The organism is Paenibacillus piri, assembly GCF_004354045.1.
Taxonomy (GTDB): domain Bacteria; phylum Bacillota; class Bacilli; order Paenibacillales; family NBRC-103111; genus Paenibacillus_S; species Paenibacillus_S piri.
The window spans coordinates 55,539-74,479 of sequence record NZ_SMRT01000022.1 but is presented as its reverse complement, the minus strand read 5'-3'; the positions used below and the strand labels follow the sequence as shown (position 1 = coordinate 74,479).

18 protein-coding genes and 1 riboswitch are annotated in these 18,941 nt (G+C 53.1%); of the genes, 15 read left to right on the top strand and 3 right to left on the bottom strand.

Annotated features, from left to right (window positions below; translation table 11 throughout):
* The first annotated feature begins 229 nt into the window (after positions 1-229).
* From E1757_RS30765 to E1757_RS30750, 4 genes are all read left to right on the top strand, one after another.
* Entirely contained in the window at positions 230-2,311 is a 2,082-nt protein-coding gene (locus tag E1757_RS30765; protein WP_425464871.1) for a transglycosylase domain-containing protein, read from the top strand.
* Positions 2,312-2,397: 86 nt separating this feature from the next.
* Positions 2,398-3,213 carry a dienelactone hydrolase family protein gene (locus tag E1757_RS30760; protein WP_133235510.1) on the top strand — a complete coding sequence of 272 codons (816 nt, stop codon included), beginning with the start codon at positions 2,398-2,400 and terminating at the stop codon, positions 3,211-3,213.
* Positions 3,214-3,445: 232 nt separating this feature from the next.
* Positions 3,446-3,973 carry a hypothetical protein gene (locus E1757_RS30755; protein WP_133235508.1) on the top strand — a complete coding sequence of 176 codons (528 nt, stop codon included), beginning with the start codon at positions 3,446-3,448 and terminating at the stop codon, positions 3,971-3,973.
* 186 nt (positions 3,974-4,159) lie between these two features.
* Positions 4,160-4,834: a SanA/YdcF family protein gene (locus tag E1757_RS30750; RefSeq protein ID WP_133235506.1), complete on the top strand. Its 675-nt coding sequence runs from the start codon at positions 4,160-4,162 to the stop codon at positions 4,832-4,834.
* A gap of 188 nt (positions 4,835-5,022) precedes the next feature.
* Here E1757_RS30750 and E1757_RS30745 read toward each other — a convergent pair whose 3' ends face one another.
* A complete protein-coding gene (locus E1757_RS30745) occupies positions 5,023-5,538 on the bottom strand; it encodes a YwhD family protein (RefSeq protein WP_133235504.1) in 516 nt (171 codons plus the stop codon).
* 119 nt (positions 5,539-5,657) lie between these two features.
* Here E1757_RS30745 and E1757_RS30740 point away from each other — a divergent pair, with 119 nt between their 5' ends.
* The 4 genes from E1757_RS30740 (at position 5,658) to E1757_RS30725 (ending at position 12,092) form a co-directional block, all read left to right on the top strand.
* On the top strand, positions 5,658-7,835 hold the full coding sequence (locus E1757_RS30740) for a M1 family metallopeptidase (protein WP_133235502.1): 2,178 nt from the start codon (positions 5,658-5,660) through the stop codon (positions 7,833-7,835).
* A 13-nt stretch (positions 7,836-7,848) separates the two neighbouring features.
* Entirely contained in the window at positions 7,849-8,664 is an 816-nt protein-coding gene (locus tag E1757_RS30735; protein ID WP_133235500.1) for a hypothetical protein, read from the top strand.
* A 458-nt stretch (positions 8,665-9,122) separates the two neighbouring features.
* Positions 9,123-9,262: riboswitch (cyclic di-AMP (ydaO/yuaA leader) on the top strand.
* A 4-nt stretch (positions 9,263-9,266) separates the two neighbouring features.
* Positions 9,267-9,752, top strand: coding sequence for a C40 family peptidase (locus tag E1757_RS30730; RefSeq protein ID WP_133235498.1), 486 nt, complete (start codon positions 9,267-9,269; stop codon positions 9,750-9,752).
* Between the two features lie 231 nt (positions 9,753-9,983).
* Complete coding sequence (locus E1757_RS30725) at positions 9,984-12,092, top strand: methyl-accepting chemotaxis protein (RefSeq protein WP_133235496.1); 2,109 nt, start codon at positions 9,984-9,986, stop codon at positions 12,090-12,092.
* Positions 12,093-12,263: 171 nt separating this feature from the next.
* Here E1757_RS30725 and E1757_RS30720 read toward each other — a convergent pair whose 3' ends face one another.
* Positions 12,264-12,671: an ImmA/IrrE family metallo-endopeptidase gene (locus E1757_RS30720; protein WP_133235564.1), complete on the bottom strand. Its 408-nt coding sequence runs from the start codon at positions 12,669-12,671 to the stop codon at positions 12,264-12,266.
* Between the two features lie 125 nt (positions 12,672-12,796).
* The gene (locus tag E1757_RS30715) at positions 12,797-13,234 is read right to left on the bottom strand and encodes a helix-turn-helix domain-containing protein (RefSeq protein WP_281282559.1); all 438 of its coding nucleotides are present in this window, start codon (positions 13,232-13,234) and stop codon (positions 12,797-12,799) included.
* Positions 13,235-13,529: 295 nt separating this feature from the next.
* Between E1757_RS30715 and E1757_RS30710 the strand changes: the two genes are divergently transcribed.
* From E1757_RS30710 to E1757_RS30680, 7 genes are all read left to right on the top strand, one after another.
* Positions 13,530-14,066, top strand: coding sequence for a sigma-70 family RNA polymerase sigma factor (locus E1757_RS30710; protein WP_133235492.1), 537 nt, complete (start codon positions 13,530-13,532; stop codon positions 14,064-14,066).
* A 204-nt stretch (positions 14,067-14,270) separates the two neighbouring features.
* Positions 14,271-14,762: a phage neck terminator protein gene (locus tag E1757_RS30705; RefSeq protein ID WP_133235490.1), complete on the top strand. Its 492-nt coding sequence runs from the start codon at positions 14,271-14,273 to the stop codon at positions 14,760-14,762.
* A gap of 12 nt (positions 14,763-14,774) precedes the next feature.
* Complete coding sequence (locus E1757_RS30700) at positions 14,775-15,794, top strand: DUF3383 family protein (RefSeq protein ID WP_342774616.1); 1,020 nt, start codon at positions 14,775-14,777, stop codon at positions 15,792-15,794.
* A 20-nt stretch (positions 15,795-15,814) separates the two neighbouring features.
* The gene (locus tag E1757_RS30695; RefSeq protein ID WP_133235488.1) at positions 15,815-16,210 is read left to right on the top strand and encodes a phage structural protein; all 396 of its coding nucleotides are present in this window, start codon (positions 15,815-15,817) and stop codon (positions 16,208-16,210) included.
* A 12-nt stretch (positions 16,211-16,222) separates the two neighbouring features.
* Complete coding sequence (locus tag E1757_RS30690) at positions 16,223-16,516, top strand: ubiquitin family protein (protein WP_133235486.1); 294 nt, start codon at positions 16,223-16,225, stop codon at positions 16,514-16,516.
* On the top strand, positions 16,497-16,697 hold the full coding sequence (locus tag E1757_RS30685) for a hypothetical protein (RefSeq protein WP_133235484.1): 201 nt from the start codon (positions 16,497-16,499) through the stop codon (positions 16,695-16,697). The genes E1757_RS30690 and E1757_RS30685 overlap by 20 nt, the downstream gene beginning before the upstream one ends.
* A gap of 39 nt (positions 16,698-16,736) precedes the next feature.
* Complete coding sequence (locus tag E1757_RS30680; RefSeq protein WP_133235482.1) at positions 16,737-18,938, top strand: phage tail tape measure protein; 2,202 nt, start codon at positions 16,737-16,739, stop codon at positions 18,936-18,938.
* Positions 18,939-18,941 lie beyond the last annotated feature (3 nt).

Sequence of the window (18,941 nt, the reverse complement as noted above, 5' to 3'; positions counted from 1 at the left end):
TTATCCAATGATCCGGTTCTGTCAAATTGCGACAAGCTGCAATGCATCAAATTGTATTATAGTGTATCCGCCCGAAATTGCAAATACAAACGGGGCTAAAACGGAAAGTCTTCAAAAAAAATTAATTTATGGCCGATTTCCGGTGAATAAGGACTGCTAAGTTTTTCCATAATGGAATGTATGCACTTATTTTTCATCCTCCTATTCCCCAGGAAAGGAATGATGGCCCGTGTCGGAAGCAAACAACCATAATACCGCCTCCTCCCGGCGGCACACGCCCGATGAACAGGACGGCTTGCGCTGGTTTCGGCGGTTGAAAAAAATAAGCTCCTTCGCCTTTTCATCCCTTATGCTCTGTGCCGCTGCGCTCTTTCTTGTGCTCTTATTTATGCGATCGCAAGCTCTGCCCGTCTCCAAGATGGGGCCTTCTACCGAAATTTACGACAGCAAGGGAGAGGTCATCGAAATATTGAACGGCGGAAAAAACAGTCAAAGCATCCCGCTCAACGATGTGTCCCCATCGCTGATCCAGGCGACGCTGGCCATTGAAGACCGAAATTTTTACCATCATTACGGCTTCGATATTCGCGGCATTGCCCGCGCCGCCTTGGTCAATCTGCAGCATATGTCCAAAGTGCAGGGCGCGGGGACGATCACGCAGCAGCTGGCGCGCAACCTGTATTTGACCCATGAACGGACCTGGACGCGAAAAATAAAGGAAACGTACTATGCCGTGCAGATGGAGCTGCAAATGAGCAAGGATGAAATTCTCGAGGAATATTTGAACCAGATTTACTACGGCCATTCGACGTATGGCATTCAGGCGGCGGCCAGGCTGTTTTTCGGCAAGGAAGCGAAGGATTTGACCTTGGCGGAAAGCGCCATGCTGGCCGGTATCCCGAAAGGACCGCGCTATTACTCCCCTTACTACGACGCCAAAAATGCGAAAGAACGCCAATTAACCGTCCTGCAGACGATGGTGGCGTCGGGCGCGATTACGCAGCAAGCTGCGGACAAAGCGGCCAGAGAGAAGCTCACGATACTGCCCTTGGAGAAGAAAAAGCCGGCCATCGCCGGGTACTTCCGCGATTACGTGCGCAGCGTCGTCACCGATCAGCTCGGTATCGGCGAGGAGCAATTTGAAGAAACGGGCCTGAAAATTTATACGACACTGGATATGGGCGCGCAAAAGGCGGCCGAGGAGGTCGTCTCAAGCCAGCTGAGCCAATTTAACGACATCCAGGTCGCACTCGTCGCCATCGATCCGCGCAATGGCTACATCAAAGCGATGGTCGGCGGCCGCGACTACAGCGAAAACCAGTACAACCGGGTTTTTGCCGGCAGCCGCCAGCCCGGCTCGTCGTTTAAACCGATCGTCTATGTGACCGCTCTGCAGCAGAAGAAATATACGGCGGTGACCCGCTTCAAAAGCGAGCCGACGACGTTCACCTACGATAACGGCCGGCAATCGTATACGCCAAGCAATTTTAACAACACTTATTTCAATATGATCGATCTGCGGCAGGCGATCTCCAAGTCGGACAATATTTTTGCCGTTCATACGCTGCTGGACGTTGGCCCTGAAAACGTGATCGCCACGGCTCAAAAAATGGGGATTACGAGCCCGCTCAAGCCTCTCCCTTCGCTTGCGCTGGGGACGTTCCCGGTCAGCCCGTACGAGATGTCTTCGGCATTCGCGATTTTCGCCAATCAGGGCGTACGGGTCGAGCCGACCGCTATCGTCCGCATCGAAGACCGGCGCGGACGGACGATTTACGAGGCGAAGCCCAAAGCGGAAAAAGTAATGGAGGCGCCGTACACCTACGTAATGACGCAGCTCATGGAAAGCGTGTTCGAGCAGGGGGGTACCGGCAGCCGGGTCTCCAGCGTGCTGAAGCGCCCGGTCGCGGGCAAAACCGGCACAACCAATACCGACGCCTGGCTGGTCGGTTATACACCCGAGTTGTCCACCGCCGTCTGGGTCGGCTACGACAAGGATCGCAACATCAGCGCGGTCGAATCGCATTTGGCCGCACCGATCTTCGCGGAGTTTACGGAACGGGCGCTGGAGTCGGTCCCGCCCAAGCTGTTCCCGGTGCCGGACGGCGTCGTCAGCGTCTATATCGATCCGGCTACCGGCAAGCTGGCGGGCGACGGCTGCCCCAATTCGCGATTGGAAGCCTTCGTGCAGGGCACGGAGCCTACCGAATATTGTACGCAGCAGCCTCCGGGCAGCAATACTGCCAAGCCCGGCAAAGCAAAGGGCAACGGCACCTGGTGGGAAGATCTGAAGCGCTGGTGGAACGAATGACCGCAAGTTGAAAACATGCCCGCACTCGCTTATGCTTAGGTTAGTCACATGACATATCCAATACCTGGCAGGGAGTGTGGGAGAACATGGGAATCAAAGGCGAGTGGGTAACATTCGGCGAGCAGGAGCAGTACTCGGGCTATTTGGCGCAGCCCGAGGGAGGGAACGTGCCGGCAAAGCCCGCGGTCATCGTCATTCAAGAGATATGGGGCGTCGACGACCATATCCGGGATGTGACCGGCCGGTTTGCGCAGGCCGGCTATGCGGCCTTGGCGCCGGACCTGTTCCATAGGGACGGCGTCAAAGCGCCCGAGCTGCAGGAGGACCGGATCGCGGCCGCGAAGCGGTTCCTCGATTCGGTGCCGCCGGCGGCATGGCGCGACCCGGAAGCGCGCGGCAAAGCGCTGAGCGAGCTTCCGGGCTCGCAGGGTCAAGCGATAGGCGAGACGCTGGAGCGGATCTTTGCCGCCGGCTCGCAGGCGCCGGCGCATCTGGAGCTGCTCGCGGCAAGCGCAGCCTATGTGCGCGAGAGCGGTTCGCGGCCGCGTTCGGTGGCCGCGGTAGGATTCTGCCTGGGCGGCATGCTGGCCGCCCGGATGGCCGCCGGCGGCGCCGGGCTCAGCGCCGCGGTGGTGTTCTACGGCAACCTGCCGCAAGCGGAAGAGGTTGCCCGGGTGCAGTGCCCGATGCTCGGCATCTTCGGCGAGCTCGACACGCGCATCACCGAGCAGGTGCCCGCGTTCGCTGCGGCGATGGAGCAGCAGGGCAAGCGGTTCGATTACCGCATCTACGACGGTGCGCCGCATGCCTTTGCCAATGATACGCGCGCTTCGTACCGGGCGGAAGCGGCCCAAGACGCATTCGCGCGGACGTTCAACTTCCTGCGTGAGCATCTGCAATAATCTGTTCTGTGCGCCGAATAAGGCATCACGATAAGGTTTATCCCGTCAGCCTGAAAGCTGCGGGATAGCCCTTTTTTACATTAAAATAAAACAGCGGTCGCGTCGGATTCCATTTCATAGCTTTTGGACTAATGGTATACTTCTGAAATAATGGAAGAACGATCTGCCTGCACCGCAGGCGCTATTCACCGGACTTTTAAATGAAGCTGATTCAAGCATGGAGGTGAACGATATGACTTTAAAGCTGGAGTTGGAATCTGTTCGGCTGCTTGCCCGGCGGTTGGATGAGGCCGGTATCGGCTATGCCTCCGGCGGCAGCGGGCTGCTGTACAGCCTGGGCTTGTCCGAACAGGTGCACGACTGGGATGTGACGACGGACGCCCCTTACGAGCAGGTCGCCGCCGTTCTGTGCGGCTTGCCATGGGCCGCTTCGCCATGCGGCGATTACCCGTTTGCCAGCAGCTACAGACTAACGATAGCCGACGAGCGGCTGCCCATCGATGTGATCGGGCAATTCGCTATCCACAGCGGCACGGGCATTTGCCGGTTGCCGGCATTTGTTTCGACGGACTGGCTTGGCATCCGGATGGGAAGCCCGGAGGTGTGGGCCGCCGCTTATACGCTCATGGGCCGCGAGACGAAAGCCGAATTATTGCTTTCCTATCTGGAGCGCAGCGGAGCCGACCGCGACGCTGTGCAGCGGCTGTTATCCGAACCGCTGCCGGAGCCGCTGCGTTCCCGACTGCTCCGTCTCGTCTAGCTTACTATCGTCTTCGCGCTCTCATGCCCGGTCTGATCAACGAATGGGCTGCAGGCCATTAATTTTTCTACAAAAGTGCGAGACTGCAACTTCCCGGCGACCAGCCGCGTTCATTAAAGTAAGCATGACCGAAGCCTGCTCATGGCGGCGCATGCTTTTATATTAGACGGGGAGAGCTTGTTAACCATGAAATTTATTAAACGGAAGCGGCGCGCACTAATCCTCCTGCTTATTATCCCGATCGCGCTCGTCTTCGGCATAGACGCCCATGTCCGGACGCAGGCCTCGAACTATATCGTCAGCCCGGGGGACGCGCCGCAGGCCGATGCGATTCTCGTTCTGGGGGCACGGGTGTATCCGGACGGGAACGTGTCGCCGATACTCGGCGACCGGCTGCAGGTCGCGTTGGAGCTGGAGCAATCCGGCAAATCGGACACCTTTATTGTGAGCGGCGACCACGGTCAAGTCTCATACGATGAAGTGAATGCGATGCGGACATTTCTTGAAGCGCGGAATGTGAAGCCGGAGCGTATTTTTATGGATCATGCCGGATTTAGCACATATGAGAGCATGTACCGGGCGAGAGATATTTTTCAAGCCCGTAAAATTATCATCGTCACCCAGCAGTATCACTTGATGCGGGCCGTTTATGCAGCAAGACAACTCGGCTTGGATGCTTATGGAGTCGCTTCGGACAAACAAGCCTACACCAAAATGGCCTATAACCAAACGCGCGAGGTGTTGGCGAGGAATAAAGATTTTATGTATTTGCATGTTCTGCGGCCGAAGCCGACATATCTCGGGGAACCGATCCCCATAACCGGCGACGGCAGGCTGACCGCCGATCGCAGCCGCAAGTAAAGCCAAGTATAAATACAGGCTTCATATACATGCTATTCAGCGTCCAACACAAAGAGGCAGACCGGGGTCTGCCTCTTTGCTGTCCTAGTATATGTCGCATATACTAGGCATTAGTATACATCCAGTTCAAGGAAAAGCACAATGAGCGTCACATAATCTCCATATTTATTTGGCATACGCCGTCGGAGCTACGCCAACGCTTCTTTCAAAGCGTCGCTGGAGCGTTCCCACATCTCTAGATTATACTCCGTGAGCAGCTTTTTAAGCGCGGCTTTCTCCTGCTCGCCTAAATTATCGACCAAGATACGCCGCTTGAGAGCATGATCCATCCGGTTTACATGATCTGCCAATATTTTCCACCCACGTCTTGCCTCGCTATCCACCAGCATCTCGCATGACGTTACGCCCGCGTAATACATGCCGTCCTCGCCGCGGTCGGCCGCCACCCAAACGATCCAGCAGGCGCGCCCGTTCGGCACGTCCTCTTTATTGACCGAAAATTTGATCCCCTTCTCCACCTTGCTCTTGGCATGAAGCGCTCCCATATCGAGGTAGGCCTCGCCTTCGTCGATAATAACGCTCGACAGCTGGCTCAAATCAATCGATCCCGCTCCGAAGCCGCGGTGCTCGACTTTACCGCTGACAATATTCAGCGAGCTCAGCTTCTTCGGCTTTTCCGCCGGTTCATTACGATTTATATCCATCGATGGCACCATCCAATTTATTGAAATAAAGTTTTTCCGCTCTTTATTATTTTAGCTAATAATCCTCGATTTGCAAACATATACATGCTGTAGATGCTTGTCAACGGGGTGAAAATGAGATGAAAAAACGACTCGGCAATCGAACTGCACAATGGAGTTTACTTATTGTACTGGCCTGTGGAGCCTCTTGGGTAAGCCAAGCCCTGCTGCCAACCGGTTATGAGGAACTGCCCGCTCCCGCTCCCGCCTCCCTTTCCGCCCTGCAAATGGACAGCGGCCCTCTCGGCCCCATGCTGGTGAAGCCCGCCGACTTGGCATCCATCACGCCGCACGGAGTTCCCAACTTCTCGCAATACCAGCTCGATTTGTCCCAAGCCGACGGCTCGTCGCTCGGTCTGCGTCCGGAAGCACGGGCCGTTACTGCGCGAATCAACGAGCCTAGCGCACCGCCCGCGCCGCCAAGTCTGCCGGCCAAACCTGCGGAGAAGCCCGCTCCCAAGCCGCTCAGCAACCGAATCGTGGAGTACCATATGAATGTGGAACTGGATGCTCCCGGAAAGCTGCTGACAGGCACCTCCTCGCTAACCTGGAAAAACCCGGGAAAGCTGCCTGTGCAAGAGCTGTACTTTCATTTGTACCCGAATGCGTTTAACTCCAAGAAAACGACCTTTATGAAAGAATCCGGAGGCAAGCTCCGGGAAGATAAAAGCACCTCCGATAGTGTGGGCAATATGGATGTGACCAGCATGAAAACGGAGGAAGGCGAGGAACTCATTTCCCGAATGGAATATGTGCAGCCGGACGACGGCAACAAGGACGATCGCACGCTCGTAAAGGTGACCTTGCCCAAACCGGTCAATCCCGGCGAGAAAACGACGATTAATACCGTTTTTACGGTCAAGCTCCCGGCTGTCTTTGCCAGGATGGGCTATGCCGGCGACTTTGTCATGGCAGGGCAATGGTTCCCTAAAATTGCGGTGTACGAGCCGGCCGGCGTACGGGGGCGCACGGATGAAGGCTGGAATCTGCATCAATACCACGGCAACTCGGAGTTTTATGCGGACTTCGGCATATATGACGTACGCATCAAGGTTCCGTCCAGCTATACCGTGGCCGCCACAGGCTTCCCGATCAAGCCTCCCGCCGATGACGGCAAGACAAAAACATACGCCTTTTATTCCGATGACGTGCACGATTTCGCCTGGTCCGCATCGCCTCATTTCATTTATTATGAAGAGCCGTATGCGACACAGCAGCTGCCCGGCGTCCGAATCAAGCTGTATCTGGACCCGAAGCACGAGCATTTGAAAAACCGCTACATGACAGCCGCCAAAAAAGCGCTCGCACGCTATTCCCAATGGTACGGAAGCTACCCTTACTCCACGCTGTCGATCGTCGTTCCGCCGGAAAACGGCAACGGGGCCGGAGGTATGGAATATCCGACGCTGATCACCGGCTGGGGCGCTGCCAATGAGCAGCCCGATCTGGAACTGGAACGCGTTATCGTGCATGAGATCGGTCATCAATTTTGGTATGGCATGGTGGCAAGCAATGAATTCGAGGAAGCCTGGCTGGACGAAGGGTTCACTTCGTATGCGGAAGATAAGCTGATGGAGCTCGAATACGGCGTGAAACCGAATTTGACCGTCGAGGCCAGCTATATTACCCATCCCGAGGCGCTCAAGCTCAACTCATGGAGTTACAGCAGCCACAGCCGGTATGCCGAAAATGTGTATACGCGGGCCAAGCTCGTTCTGAAATCGATCGAGTCGCAAATCGGCCGCGACATGATGGATCGCGTGATGCGCAACTATTTCCAAAGATGGAAGTTCAAGCATCCGGCCACCGCCGATTTCCAAAAGGTGCTCGAGGATACGACGCAAACTAGCTGGGAGCCGTTTTTCAAGCAGTACGTATACGGCGGACAAATGGTGGATTATGCGGTAACCGGTATACAAACCAAAAAAATAGTTGCCGACGGACAGCCGGTCTACGAAAATACCGTGCATGTGCAAAAACGGGACGGCACGTACCACAATATCCCCATCCGCTTCCATTTTGCCGACGGCACTCAGATCGACAAAGTTTGGGACGGTCAGGACAGCGACGTGCGCTTTAAATTAAATTATCCCGCCCAGCTCGACTGGGTCGCCATCGATCCGCAGCATACGATCATTCTGGAAAATAAGCGAATCAACAGCTTTATGAAAACGAACATTGATCCGAAGCTCGCCATTCGCTGGAATTTGGGCGTTGTCAAATTCATGGAGACCCTGTTCGGCTGGGTCGCATGGTAAGGGGGTGCAAGCGATGTGGAAAATGATGAAATACGGCTGGACGATGGCATGGCATCAGCCTTTTGCCGTATGCACGCTGTTTGTTTACAATCTGGTCTGGGGACTTGCCCTGTATAATCTGATCCGCTCGGTCGTCGTCCCCCTGCTCCACCGTTATCCGGGCCATGAGCTGAGCCGGGCCTCGGTGCAGCTCTTCTGGATCGAGGCGCAGTTTCAGCTTATGAAAACCGATCTCATCTATTCCTATTTATGGTGGGGAGTTGCTCTGCTTGCGACACGAATGCTGTTCAGTCCACTGTTGAATGCAGGCGTCTACTACTCGATCGAGCATACAGAATTGAACGCGGGCTATCGGTTCGTACAAGGCATCCGCAAGCTGGGCTTGCCCTTTCTCGGCCTGTATGCTCTGCAAATGCTGCTCAGCCTCGCCCCTCTTTACGAACTGGTGCCGAGACTTGTCGCAAGCTACGGCAAGCATGTGACTCTGACGTCGCTGAGCTGGCATGTACTGCCATTAATCGCCGGGTATTTGCTGTATGTGTTTGTGCTGCAGACGGTGTTCATGTATGTGCAGTTCGGCAAATTGAACGGCACCTCATCGTCCCGTTCACTCCTGATTCTGCTGCGGAACATGCTGCCGATCATGCTGCTGGCCGGCTCCATCCTGCTGCTGACATCCGTCTTATCCGCAGCTGTCATGACCTCGGCGATGCTGTGGGCCGGCTTTGCCGCTTTACTCCTCGTGCAGGCTTACCGTCTCGTGCATATGTTTTGTGAACTGTGGGCGATCACTTCCCAGTATGCTTTATGGAACGCCAAGAGTGAGTGAACTCGTTCAGCTTTGCTGAACATCGGGGAATCAGATGGGGACTCTACCCCACCTGATTCAAGGCCCACCCTAGAGGCGGGGGTCTTAACCCGATAAAGTCGTAATCGGATAATGCAAGCTAATCATTAACCTCACAGCATAAGGCTTAAGTTTGCCGCTTCTTGGCAGCTTAAGCCTTTTTGACGTTGCTCCCCCTCCTTCCTCAACTTTTTTATTCCCTTCATATTCCAACAAATGTCAATATTTTGAAATTCATGTCGAAATTAGCAAAGCTTGCGATACAACCCACATAGCACACCCAAATTGCTTCCAACAGCTGGAAACCGCACCGCTGCAACGATTTCCGTTTTTCCCCATTCGAAAAAGGTTTCAACATTTTCTCATTAATTTGTGAACATTTTGTGAATTGGGGAGGAATTTTTCGATTTTACTCGAATTTTGTATCCAGAGCAAAAAAATAATACAATTTGCCGAATTTCCGCTCCAAACGGAAAACGGGGGATCCAATCTTGGGTGAATTGATCTCGCTTCATAGTGATCATAGGGAACCTTCAACCGAACCCTCAAGCTAACCTCGTAGGCACCGGAAGGGGAATATTTTTTTGAAGAAGTTTTTTGGTATTGTCACGTCTTTAGCTCTGTTTTTCAGCATTCAGGTTGGAAGCGCCTTTGCCGAAACGCCTTTGAGCCAAGCTGTCAACGACGGCATGGGATCGCCCTACAAAACTGGCGGCACCACTAAAAAAGGCTTCGATTGCTCCGGCTACACTTCCTTCGTGTTTGCGAAATTCGGTATCGACCTGCCGCATCAGTCCAAATCACAGGCAGCGATCGGTACAACAGTGTCTCAAGACGAGCTTCGCCCCGGCGATCTGGTGTTTTTCGACACGGATGGCCCGGTAAACAAAGACGGAAGCGGCATTTCTCATGTAGGCGTTTATGTCGGAGACGGAAAGTTTTATCATTCCGCTACGAATAAAGGCATATCCGTAAATAAGCTCAGCGAAGCTTATTATGTGAAAACGTACATAACCGCTAAACGGATTTTGTCGGACGAGCAGTACGAAGAACTGATGACCGACAACTAATTTTCGATTGACAGGAACGATTCCATTTTGGCCCAAGCCCTCAGTGCTTACGCCGACGCTTTATGTGTCGGACAAGCCTGCAGGGCTTTCTTTTTTAACCGATCATCGCGGTATATAGAAAATACCCATCCGCTTTCGAATTATTTTGCTATTTCATCAAAGCGATATAAATAAAATGTCGAACCATGTCGATATTATCTGCATACTGATCATAAAGGGGATGCCGCTCACATGGCCTGGTTCCGTCATCTTAAGTTATCCTTAAAGCTCACGATTACCGTCGGCTTGGTTTTGCTGCTTGTATTTTCCGGGCTCATTTACATCAATTTAGGCCAGCTTTACAAGGTAAGTCTGGCTGAAGGAGAAATGGAAGCTCATAAGGAAGGACAGCATTTTTCAGGAGCGTTTCAAGATGAATTGTACGACCTGCAAACACGAATCGAAGTTTTAACCCAAGTTATTTTGGACGCGAGAGCGCAAAAAAAGCTGAGCCGGGAAGACATTATACAACTCCTGCAGCATCAGCTGGAAGCACAGTCCAACATGTTGGCCATCTATACGCTGTGGGAGCCTAATGCTTTTGATAATAACGATAAGGCCAACGTCAGCAAAAAGCCATACGACGATGCAACCGGCCGGTTCATTCCTTACATTGTCCGGAGCAACGGCAAAATCAATATCGAGCCTCTCTTAAATTATGAGCAGGAAGGTGCCGGCAACTATTATCAGCTGCCCAAGCGGACGAAGAAAACCACGCTTCTCCCACCATATTTGTACAAGGTCGGCGGTCACGATGTGCTTATGACCTCGCTGGTTTATCCCATTCTGGACAATCAGGGCGGATTCCTTGGCATTGTGGGCGTGGATCTGTCCCTTGAATCGCTTCAGGAAAAAGCTGCGGCCGAGAAGCCATTGGGCGGTTATGTGACCATCATTTCCGACGAAGGTACTTATGTAGCTCACGGAAACAGCAAGGAGAGCATCTCCAAGCCTTATGTGGATAATCCGGACAAACAAGCGGCCTGGGGCCAGATGAAAGAAGGAAAAACGACTTTTTACTCGAAAAATTCAGCCGGAGACCAGGTGCTTCGGATTATCGAGCCGCTTGACCTTAGAGGCGCCGACGAAACCTGGTATGTCGAAACCGTCGTGCCGGAGGATCGCGTCCTGCAAACTTATTTGACCAGCATGAAGTCCTCAATTGCTATTGCTGTCTCGGCGCTGCTGATCATTGCCGTACTGCTGGCAGTCATTATCCGCGTCGTTATTGTGGGCCGCATTCAGGCGGTAACGGCTCTGCTTCAGCGGCTGGCCGAGGGCGATTTTACGAGGTCGCTGGAATTCAAACCGAGCAAAGACGAATTCGGCGTGATGGCGGTTTATTTCAACAACATGATTGCCAAGCTTAGAACCATGCTCCAGCTCGTATCGGACATTTCCATGTCGGTCGGGGCCACTTCCCAGCAGCTGACGGCGAGCGCCGAGCAGACGGGCAAGGCGGCGGAAACGATTACGGAGGCCGTGCAGCAGGTGGCAGCCGGCGCTGAAACCCAGGAGCACAATGCCAACGATACCGCCAAAGCGATGACGGAAATGGCCGTCGGCGTACAGCGTATTGCCGAATCGACAATGAGCGTCACCGAATCCGCCAAAGACGTTACGCTGCAAACCGAAGAAGGCAACAAGCAGATCCAGGACGCGGTCGAGCAGATGAATGTCGTCCGCGCCACCGTCGGCCAATCCCATGAGGCGATCCGGCAATTAGGTCACCGTTCGGAGGCGATCGGCAACATTATTACGCTGATTACCGGGATCAGTACGCAGACCAATCTGCTTGCCCTGAATGCGGGCATTGAAGCGGCGCGCGTCGGCGAGCACGGCAAAGGCTTCGCGGTAGTAGCCGCCGAGGTCCGCAAGCTGGCCGAGCAATCCCGTATCGCAGCCGAGCAGGTTGCCGATTTGATCGGCAGCATGCGCGAGGATACGGTCAAAGCGGTTGACGCCATGGAACGTGGCGCAAGCGAAGTGGAGAAAGGCGCGCAGACGGTATCGGAAAGCGGCGTGCGATTTGCCGCCATCACGAAGGAAATGGCCAACGTGAATATGCAAATTCAAGAGGTTTCGGCCGCAGCCGAGCAAATGTCCGCCAGCTGCGAGGAGGTTTCCGCGACGGTCGAACAATTGGCGCAAATTGCCCAGGATGCTGCCGGCAATTCGCAAAATGTAGCCGCTGCATCCGAGGAGCAGCTGGCTTCCATGGAGGAAATATCCTCCTCCTCCGCAGCGCTTAGCGCGATGGTTCAAGAGCTGCTCGACCAGCTCGCGCATTTTAAGGTATAGACAAAGCATGCCCCCTGTTCCACTCGTATGGATTCATGAGTGGAACGGGAGGCTTTTTATGCTGCGGCTTCGTCTGGTCTGCCAAGGATAATCGGCTTCGCCGTCCTTAAAGGGACGAGCGCGTTGATCAAGGTTGTGCGAAGCAAAGTATGCGTACTTATACTTTCGCACTCAATAAAATTGGTGCATCTCCACCGGGATTCCGTTGCGCGCACAAATCTGCTCCGACGTCTCGCCCGATTGGGCTTCGTCAAACGAGGTAAGCAGCTTGACGGCAAAAAGATTGGCCTGCCGCTCAAATTTGCCCGGGTTGAAATAGGAATGCTCCTCCAGAAAAAACCGGCTCATCCCCCTGTGAAGCCGGTCATGCCCGAGCTCATGCGCGCATACAAACCGCTGCCATTCCGCAGAAAGCTGGTTATGAATGACGATCAGCCGTCTCCGCAGCTTCCTGTAATACACCCCTCTCGTATTCGTGCCTAAATCATGAAACTGAATATGGATTCCCAATGTGCGGGCAATCGTGAACGGGCAATTCGTTTTATGCCGTTTTACAAGCTTGGATACGATCTCTTCCATGGTCATCACCCGGCTCATTTTTAATAATGCTGCCGTGTCGGCTGGCTTCGGTTTATTTTTCTTTTCCCGGTTCCCGCTTTCGTTATCGGTCTTGGATTCGGATTTGGCTCTAGCTTCGACTTCGCTCACACCTTGTCGCCGTCCGGATCGTTCGGTTTTTTCCGTTTGTTCATCTGCTTCGCTTCCCAGAAAAAACCGGTCAACACATGCATGATCCGTTGTTTATCAACGTCATTGATCGGAATGCCGTCAAACATAATTTCCCCGTCTTCTTCAAGCATTTTTTTGAAATCCCGCTTATCCTTGGAGGTGGCCCATGGCGGAATCTCCTGCCTGCGCTCGTCGGGCATATGGCCCGCCTTCTCCATCATTTCCTCGTACGGTATGTGTAATGCTTCCGCCAGCTTGCGAATCGTCTCCGGCTTGGGCGCTCTTCGGAGCCCGTTTTCAATCCGCGATATTTGCGCATTGCTGATGCCGGACTCAAGAGCCAGCTGGTTGACGCTGAACCCTTTTCGCTCCCGAGCCTGTTTGAGATAGAATCCGAACTCTGTTTCGCTTATCATGATCGATCCCTGCCCTCTCGTTACCTCTTGGTAATAAATATACACAACTTTATCCAAAAGGTAAAGATATACGGAGAAAAAACGTTACGCGACGGTCACACGGACCGTTTTCCTATCCAAACGCGTCGGATTCGGCCTATTTTCCGACTTTACCATTTGGTACTATTTAGGTAATATCTTTACCACAAGGTAACGCAATTGGCAAACATTTACAGACCGTATCGTCCACTATTCTAAATTAGACAGATCCATAGCACCGATATATTACCAAAAGGTATAGGAGAGTGAACTGATGAACCATTTACCTACTGCACCCACCCGCCAGATCGGGTTATCCGAGCTGCTTCTATCTTATCGTCTGACCTATCGGATGCTGCATCAGGCACAGACCGCCGCCGCTCCCGGCGATAAAGAGCTGATCTCCGGCATGATGTCCGACGTTCAATATGCGATTGAATGGATGAAAACCGGCCGCTGCCCGGCTAACCGTCGCGGGATCGAGCGAAGATCCGCTTGCCAACGCGAGAAGCTGATGGACCCGCAGCAGATGCAAACGTATCTCGAGCAGCAAAGCTGCCCAACCCGCCCCAACCCGCTTACGGGGGAGCAGCGAGTCCGGCTGGAGCTTGCCTTGTCGCTCCTGAGTCCAAGGGAACGCGAGTGCTTCGAGCTTCATCACGGCATGTGCTACTCGCTGCAGGAGATTGCCTCGCTGCTCCAGCTGAAAAAAGGCACGGTACAATACTATGTGCAAACGGCTCAGAGTAAGCTCCGGCCGGACAAGCTGCAAGGCTTGAAGAGAGTCCCGTCCGTTACGGCAGGGCGATAAACTGCAGCTAGCTCCTTGATCCCTTACGATTGCCACTTAATAGTGAAAGCGAATGGGAACATTTGTTCCTATTTTACTTCAAGCTGCAGCATAAATCAATGTCCTGTCGGATGGCTTAAGATGGCAGACCGCCATGAAGACGGGAGGAAAGGAGCGATAAACCGCGATGAAACATAACAGGCTCCCGGCAGGGCGGTGTTCCCCATGATCGATTTGGAGCAGGTCCGTTCCGTTATTGCCGCCGGACTGTACAGTCACTTGAATATGCCGGTTGTTGAAACGGATGTTGAAGAAACGCCCGCCGCCTATCCTTTCATCAAGTACGGCTTTTCCGGACCTGTGCTGTTCCCGGACAAGCCGGTTTCGGTAACGGTCATCCCCTCTTCGACCCCGGATGAAGTTATCGAACGCTACACAGAGCAGCCGTCCTTCCGCATGACCTTTCTTTCCTGCTCGGATCGGCCCGCGGCAAGCTTGACCAATGCGATCCGACTGCACGACTGGTTTCGCATCTTTGGATACGGCGAGCTGAAGCGAAATGCGAACACGGTCGTCGTCACGGCCGGCGACATTCAAAATCGGGATGTGCAGATCGGCAGCGCATGGGAACGGCGGCATGGCTTTGAAGTCACGTTCCGAACCACTAGCATCATTGATATGCAGCAACCTACCATCGAACTTATAAATTGGAAATAGGGAGGAATTACATTGGCTACTTCAATGAAAGATGTATCGGTCGTCATCGACCTGCAAAGACCGTCCGGAAGGTTGGGCTTCGGCAAAGTTTTGATTCTCGGGGAAAAAGCAGGCGGTTCCACCTATAAAGAATATGCCGATTTGTCCGGCGTGCAAGCAGACTTTGCGGATACAACACAGGAATACAAAGCGGCCAGCGCGATTTTTGCCCAAGGCGATCTGGCTCCCGCCTCCATCGCCATTGCCTGCCGCAACTCCACTGAAGGCGAAAATGAAGAAACGTTCGTCGAACGGCTGGAGCAGGACCTCGGTAAAGAATGGTATTTCCTGATCTGTACGTCTGCCGCCAACACGGATGTGCTGGCAATCGCCGATGCGGTCGAGTCGGACGGCTCGCGCCAGTTTTTTACACGTTCCTCCACCAAAGCGGACTTGACCGCACTGAAAGCGAAAAAATACACCCGTACGGCCGTACTCTACCACTCGGATCTGGCAAGCTATCCGGAGGCCGCATGGGTTGGCGCGGCAGGGTCGGCTCCGGTCGGCAGCGTAACATGGAAATTCAAACAGCTGAACGGCATCGCTCCGCTGGAGCTTTCGGCGACGGAGCTGCTGGAAATTCACGATCTTGGCGCCAACACGTATGTAACCAAGGCCGGTGACAACGTTACGACGGAAGGCAAGGTTGTCGGCGATGAATATATCGATATTGTTCACGCCAAAGATTACATGAAATATTCCATCGAATACAGCGTGCAAAAGCTGCTGAACGGATCGCCGAAAATCCCTTACACGGCTGCAGGCATCGCCCAGATCGAAAGCACCGTCAGAACCGTACTGCAGCGGGCGCACAACCAGGGCATTATCGCCAGCGACTCGGACGGGATCGGCTTATACGGTACGACCTTCAAATCCCGCGATGAAGTCGATCCGGCCGATCGCGCCGCGCGCACGTATAATGACGGCTCCTTCTATTTCGAGCTGGCCGGCGCTGTACACACAGCCCGCATTCACGGCGTTATCCGTTACTAAAATTTAAGGAGGAATTCAGGATGTCTACAAGAACTTATGATCCGAAAAACGTAACTATCACCGTCGACGGTATCTATATTACCGGGCTTGGGGAAAGCATGGTCGAAATCGCCAAGGATGAGAACAGCTACGAAACGAAGGTTGGCGCTCAGGGCGATACCGTGCTTACGAAAATCAACAACGCTTTGGGCACGATCAAAATTACTTTGCAGCAAACCAGCCCTCAGCTTGCCTACCTGGACAGGCTGGCAAACAGCGGCCGAATGGTACCGGTCAGCATCATCTCCGCCAATGATCCGAAGGAGACCACCTCGGTCACCGAAGCTTTCTTGAAAAAACCGGCGGATCGCAAATACGGCAAGGAAGCCGAAGACCGCGAATATGAATTCCAGGCTTTGGATCTCAAAATGGAATAGGAGTGACTCGGCATGAGCAATTTTAAGCAAAAACAATACACCTCCCGCAGCGGAAAACAGTACACTTTCCAGTTCCCCGGCGTCCGCGCCGCCGCACAAATCAGCGATCGCATCAAAAATAAATTCGGCATTCCGTCGGAGGAAAAGCTCGCTGAGGAAATGATGAAAAGTGTCATCGTCGAGCCCAAGCTGTCATGGGATTCGTTCGGCGGCGACAAAAAAGAATTTAACGACGTCATCGCGGCCTCCTTCCGCTTCCTTGAAGGCGAAGACGAGGAACCGGCGGATGCCGATCACCAGAATTGAGGCGCGCAGGCGGGCCGAGAAAAACTGGGCCATGTGGCGGCTGCTGCTGAGCGATATGAGCATCACGTACAGCGAGCTGAACCAGATGGACCAGGACGACTTGGCCGAGGCCAACGCCGCGCTCGATATCTACATCGAAATGATGGAAGCCGATATGGAAAAATCGAAGAGGCGCTCCTAGCGGGCGCTTCTTTATTTATGGGAAGGCGGTGATGATCTTGTGGCGAATATCACCAACAATGTCACAGCTCTGACTAACAATATAGCTACCACGAACAGTCTGACCAATAATATAACGAACAGCATAGCACAAACCAACAATCTGACAAAAAATATAACGAACAATATTAATCAAAATTTGACGAATATCACCAATAATTTGACGGAAGTATTTGACATGTCAAATACGTATATCAAAAACAATTTCAATACAATAAACCAGCAGGTGATCCAGTTCGTCAAAGTTACGGAAGCCGCGGCGAAGGATGCGGCGGACAGTACAAATCAAACAACCACAAAATTTATGGAGCTAGGAAAAAAACTTTCTGGCGTTACAAGTGCAGTCATTTCAGGTGTTTCTTCCTCATTGATCGCTGTTGGAAAAGCAAGCTGGGGCGCAGCCGAACAAGCGCAAAAATCAATGAATATTATTCGTTCGGGGACCGGAGCGACAGGCGCACAGCTGGAAGGCCTCATGTCCACCTATGCGAATGTCGGCGCCTCTGTACCTGACAGTTTAGATTCGGTTGCCACGGTTATCGCGGACGTTCATCAGAAGACAGGAGCTACCGGACCAAGTCTGGAAGATATGGCGAAAAAAATAATGGACCTCGGTTCGTTAACCGGAGTAAGTTCTTCCACCATGTCGTCCTCGCTTATGGGAGCTATGCAAAGCTGGTCCATTAGCGCCGATCAAGGCGGACAGATGTTTGATAAAATGTTTTATTTATCGCAACAAACTGGTATCGGTGTCAACTCTTTAGCGGATAAGCTGACTAAATTCGGCGGACCGATGCGGGAGCTTGGCTTTGACTTTGATACTTCTGCTGCGCTTGTTGGTCAATGGACCAAGCAAGGGCTGGATGCAGACATGGTATTGGGATCATTCACGAACGCTCTCGGCAACATGTCGAAGGTCGGTGTAAAAGATACGAATCAAGCACTTACGATTGCTATCAATAAAATAAAACAAGCCGGATCAACCGCAGATGCTACCAAGCTTGGAATAGAGGCATTCGGCGAAGCATCGGGACCGGCCATGGCTGCTGCTATCCGTGAAGGACGCCTGGAATTAGGATCGCTGCTGCAGGAAATGTCCAGTAACTCTGCCGGAATTATTGATCAGACATCGGCAGCAACAGAAACTATTAGCGACAAGTATGGTACCCTGAAAAATAATATCAGCATGGCCCTCGCCCCATTGGGCCAACAATTAATGAGCATCGTAGAAAAGGCTTTTCCAGGTATTGAGAAAATCGTTAACTTATTGAAGGAAGGCCTCAGTAGCGCAATGCCTTACATTACAAGCTTCGCTAGTGTGCTGGGGGACGTTTTGCTGAGCACCTTAAATGCTGTCGCCGATGGGATCGCTTTCTTTATGGTGCATATCGATGTCCTGGGACCCGCATTAATCGGGTTGGCTGTCGGCATATTTGCCGGACTTGTTCCATCTCTATGGGCCATGGCAGTTGCAGGGTGGGCCGCAATTACACCGTTACTGCCGTTTATTGCGATTGGGCTTGCTTTGGCGGCGGTTATTGCCGGCATCATTCTGGTCGTTAAAAATTGGGGCAATATAATGAATTGGTTATCCAGTTTGTGGAAAGGGTTTTTGGATATTCTTCCCGATTCCGTAAAAAAGTTTTTTGGTATCCAGTCTACCTCCAATAGCAGCACAGGGGCCGCATCGCAGCCTCAACAAGCAGTGACCCAGAGTGCAACCAATTCGCCCGCTGCTACAATCACGCATTCTTCTTCACGAGGCTCTTTTCTGGTTCCAAATGCAAGCGCCGGTTCCACACAACCGATTACCAACTCGCCCGCTGTCACGGCTGCGCCTGCATCTTCGCTAAGCTCAGCCCTTCCGCCAAACGCAGCCGCTTTTGGCAGCGCTGGACCTGCGCAGAGCAGCAATATTTTGGGCGGCAATATAGCTATGCCAGCCGCTACTGCCCCAACTCCTGTGCCGAACTATACCGCACCGCCGCTTTCGGCTCCCAAATCTTCGGCGCCGCAGGCTCCTCCCGTTGCCACACCGGCAGCCAATGCTGCCGGCTCCAACGCATCGTTCAATCCGGTCATCAACATCACCATGAACGGCGACAGTCCGACAGCAGCTCAGGATATCGCGGATCGGGTAAAGCTGGCGATTCAGGATGTGTTCGAAAGCGCATCGCGAAGACAAGGAATAGCGAGGGTGTAGACG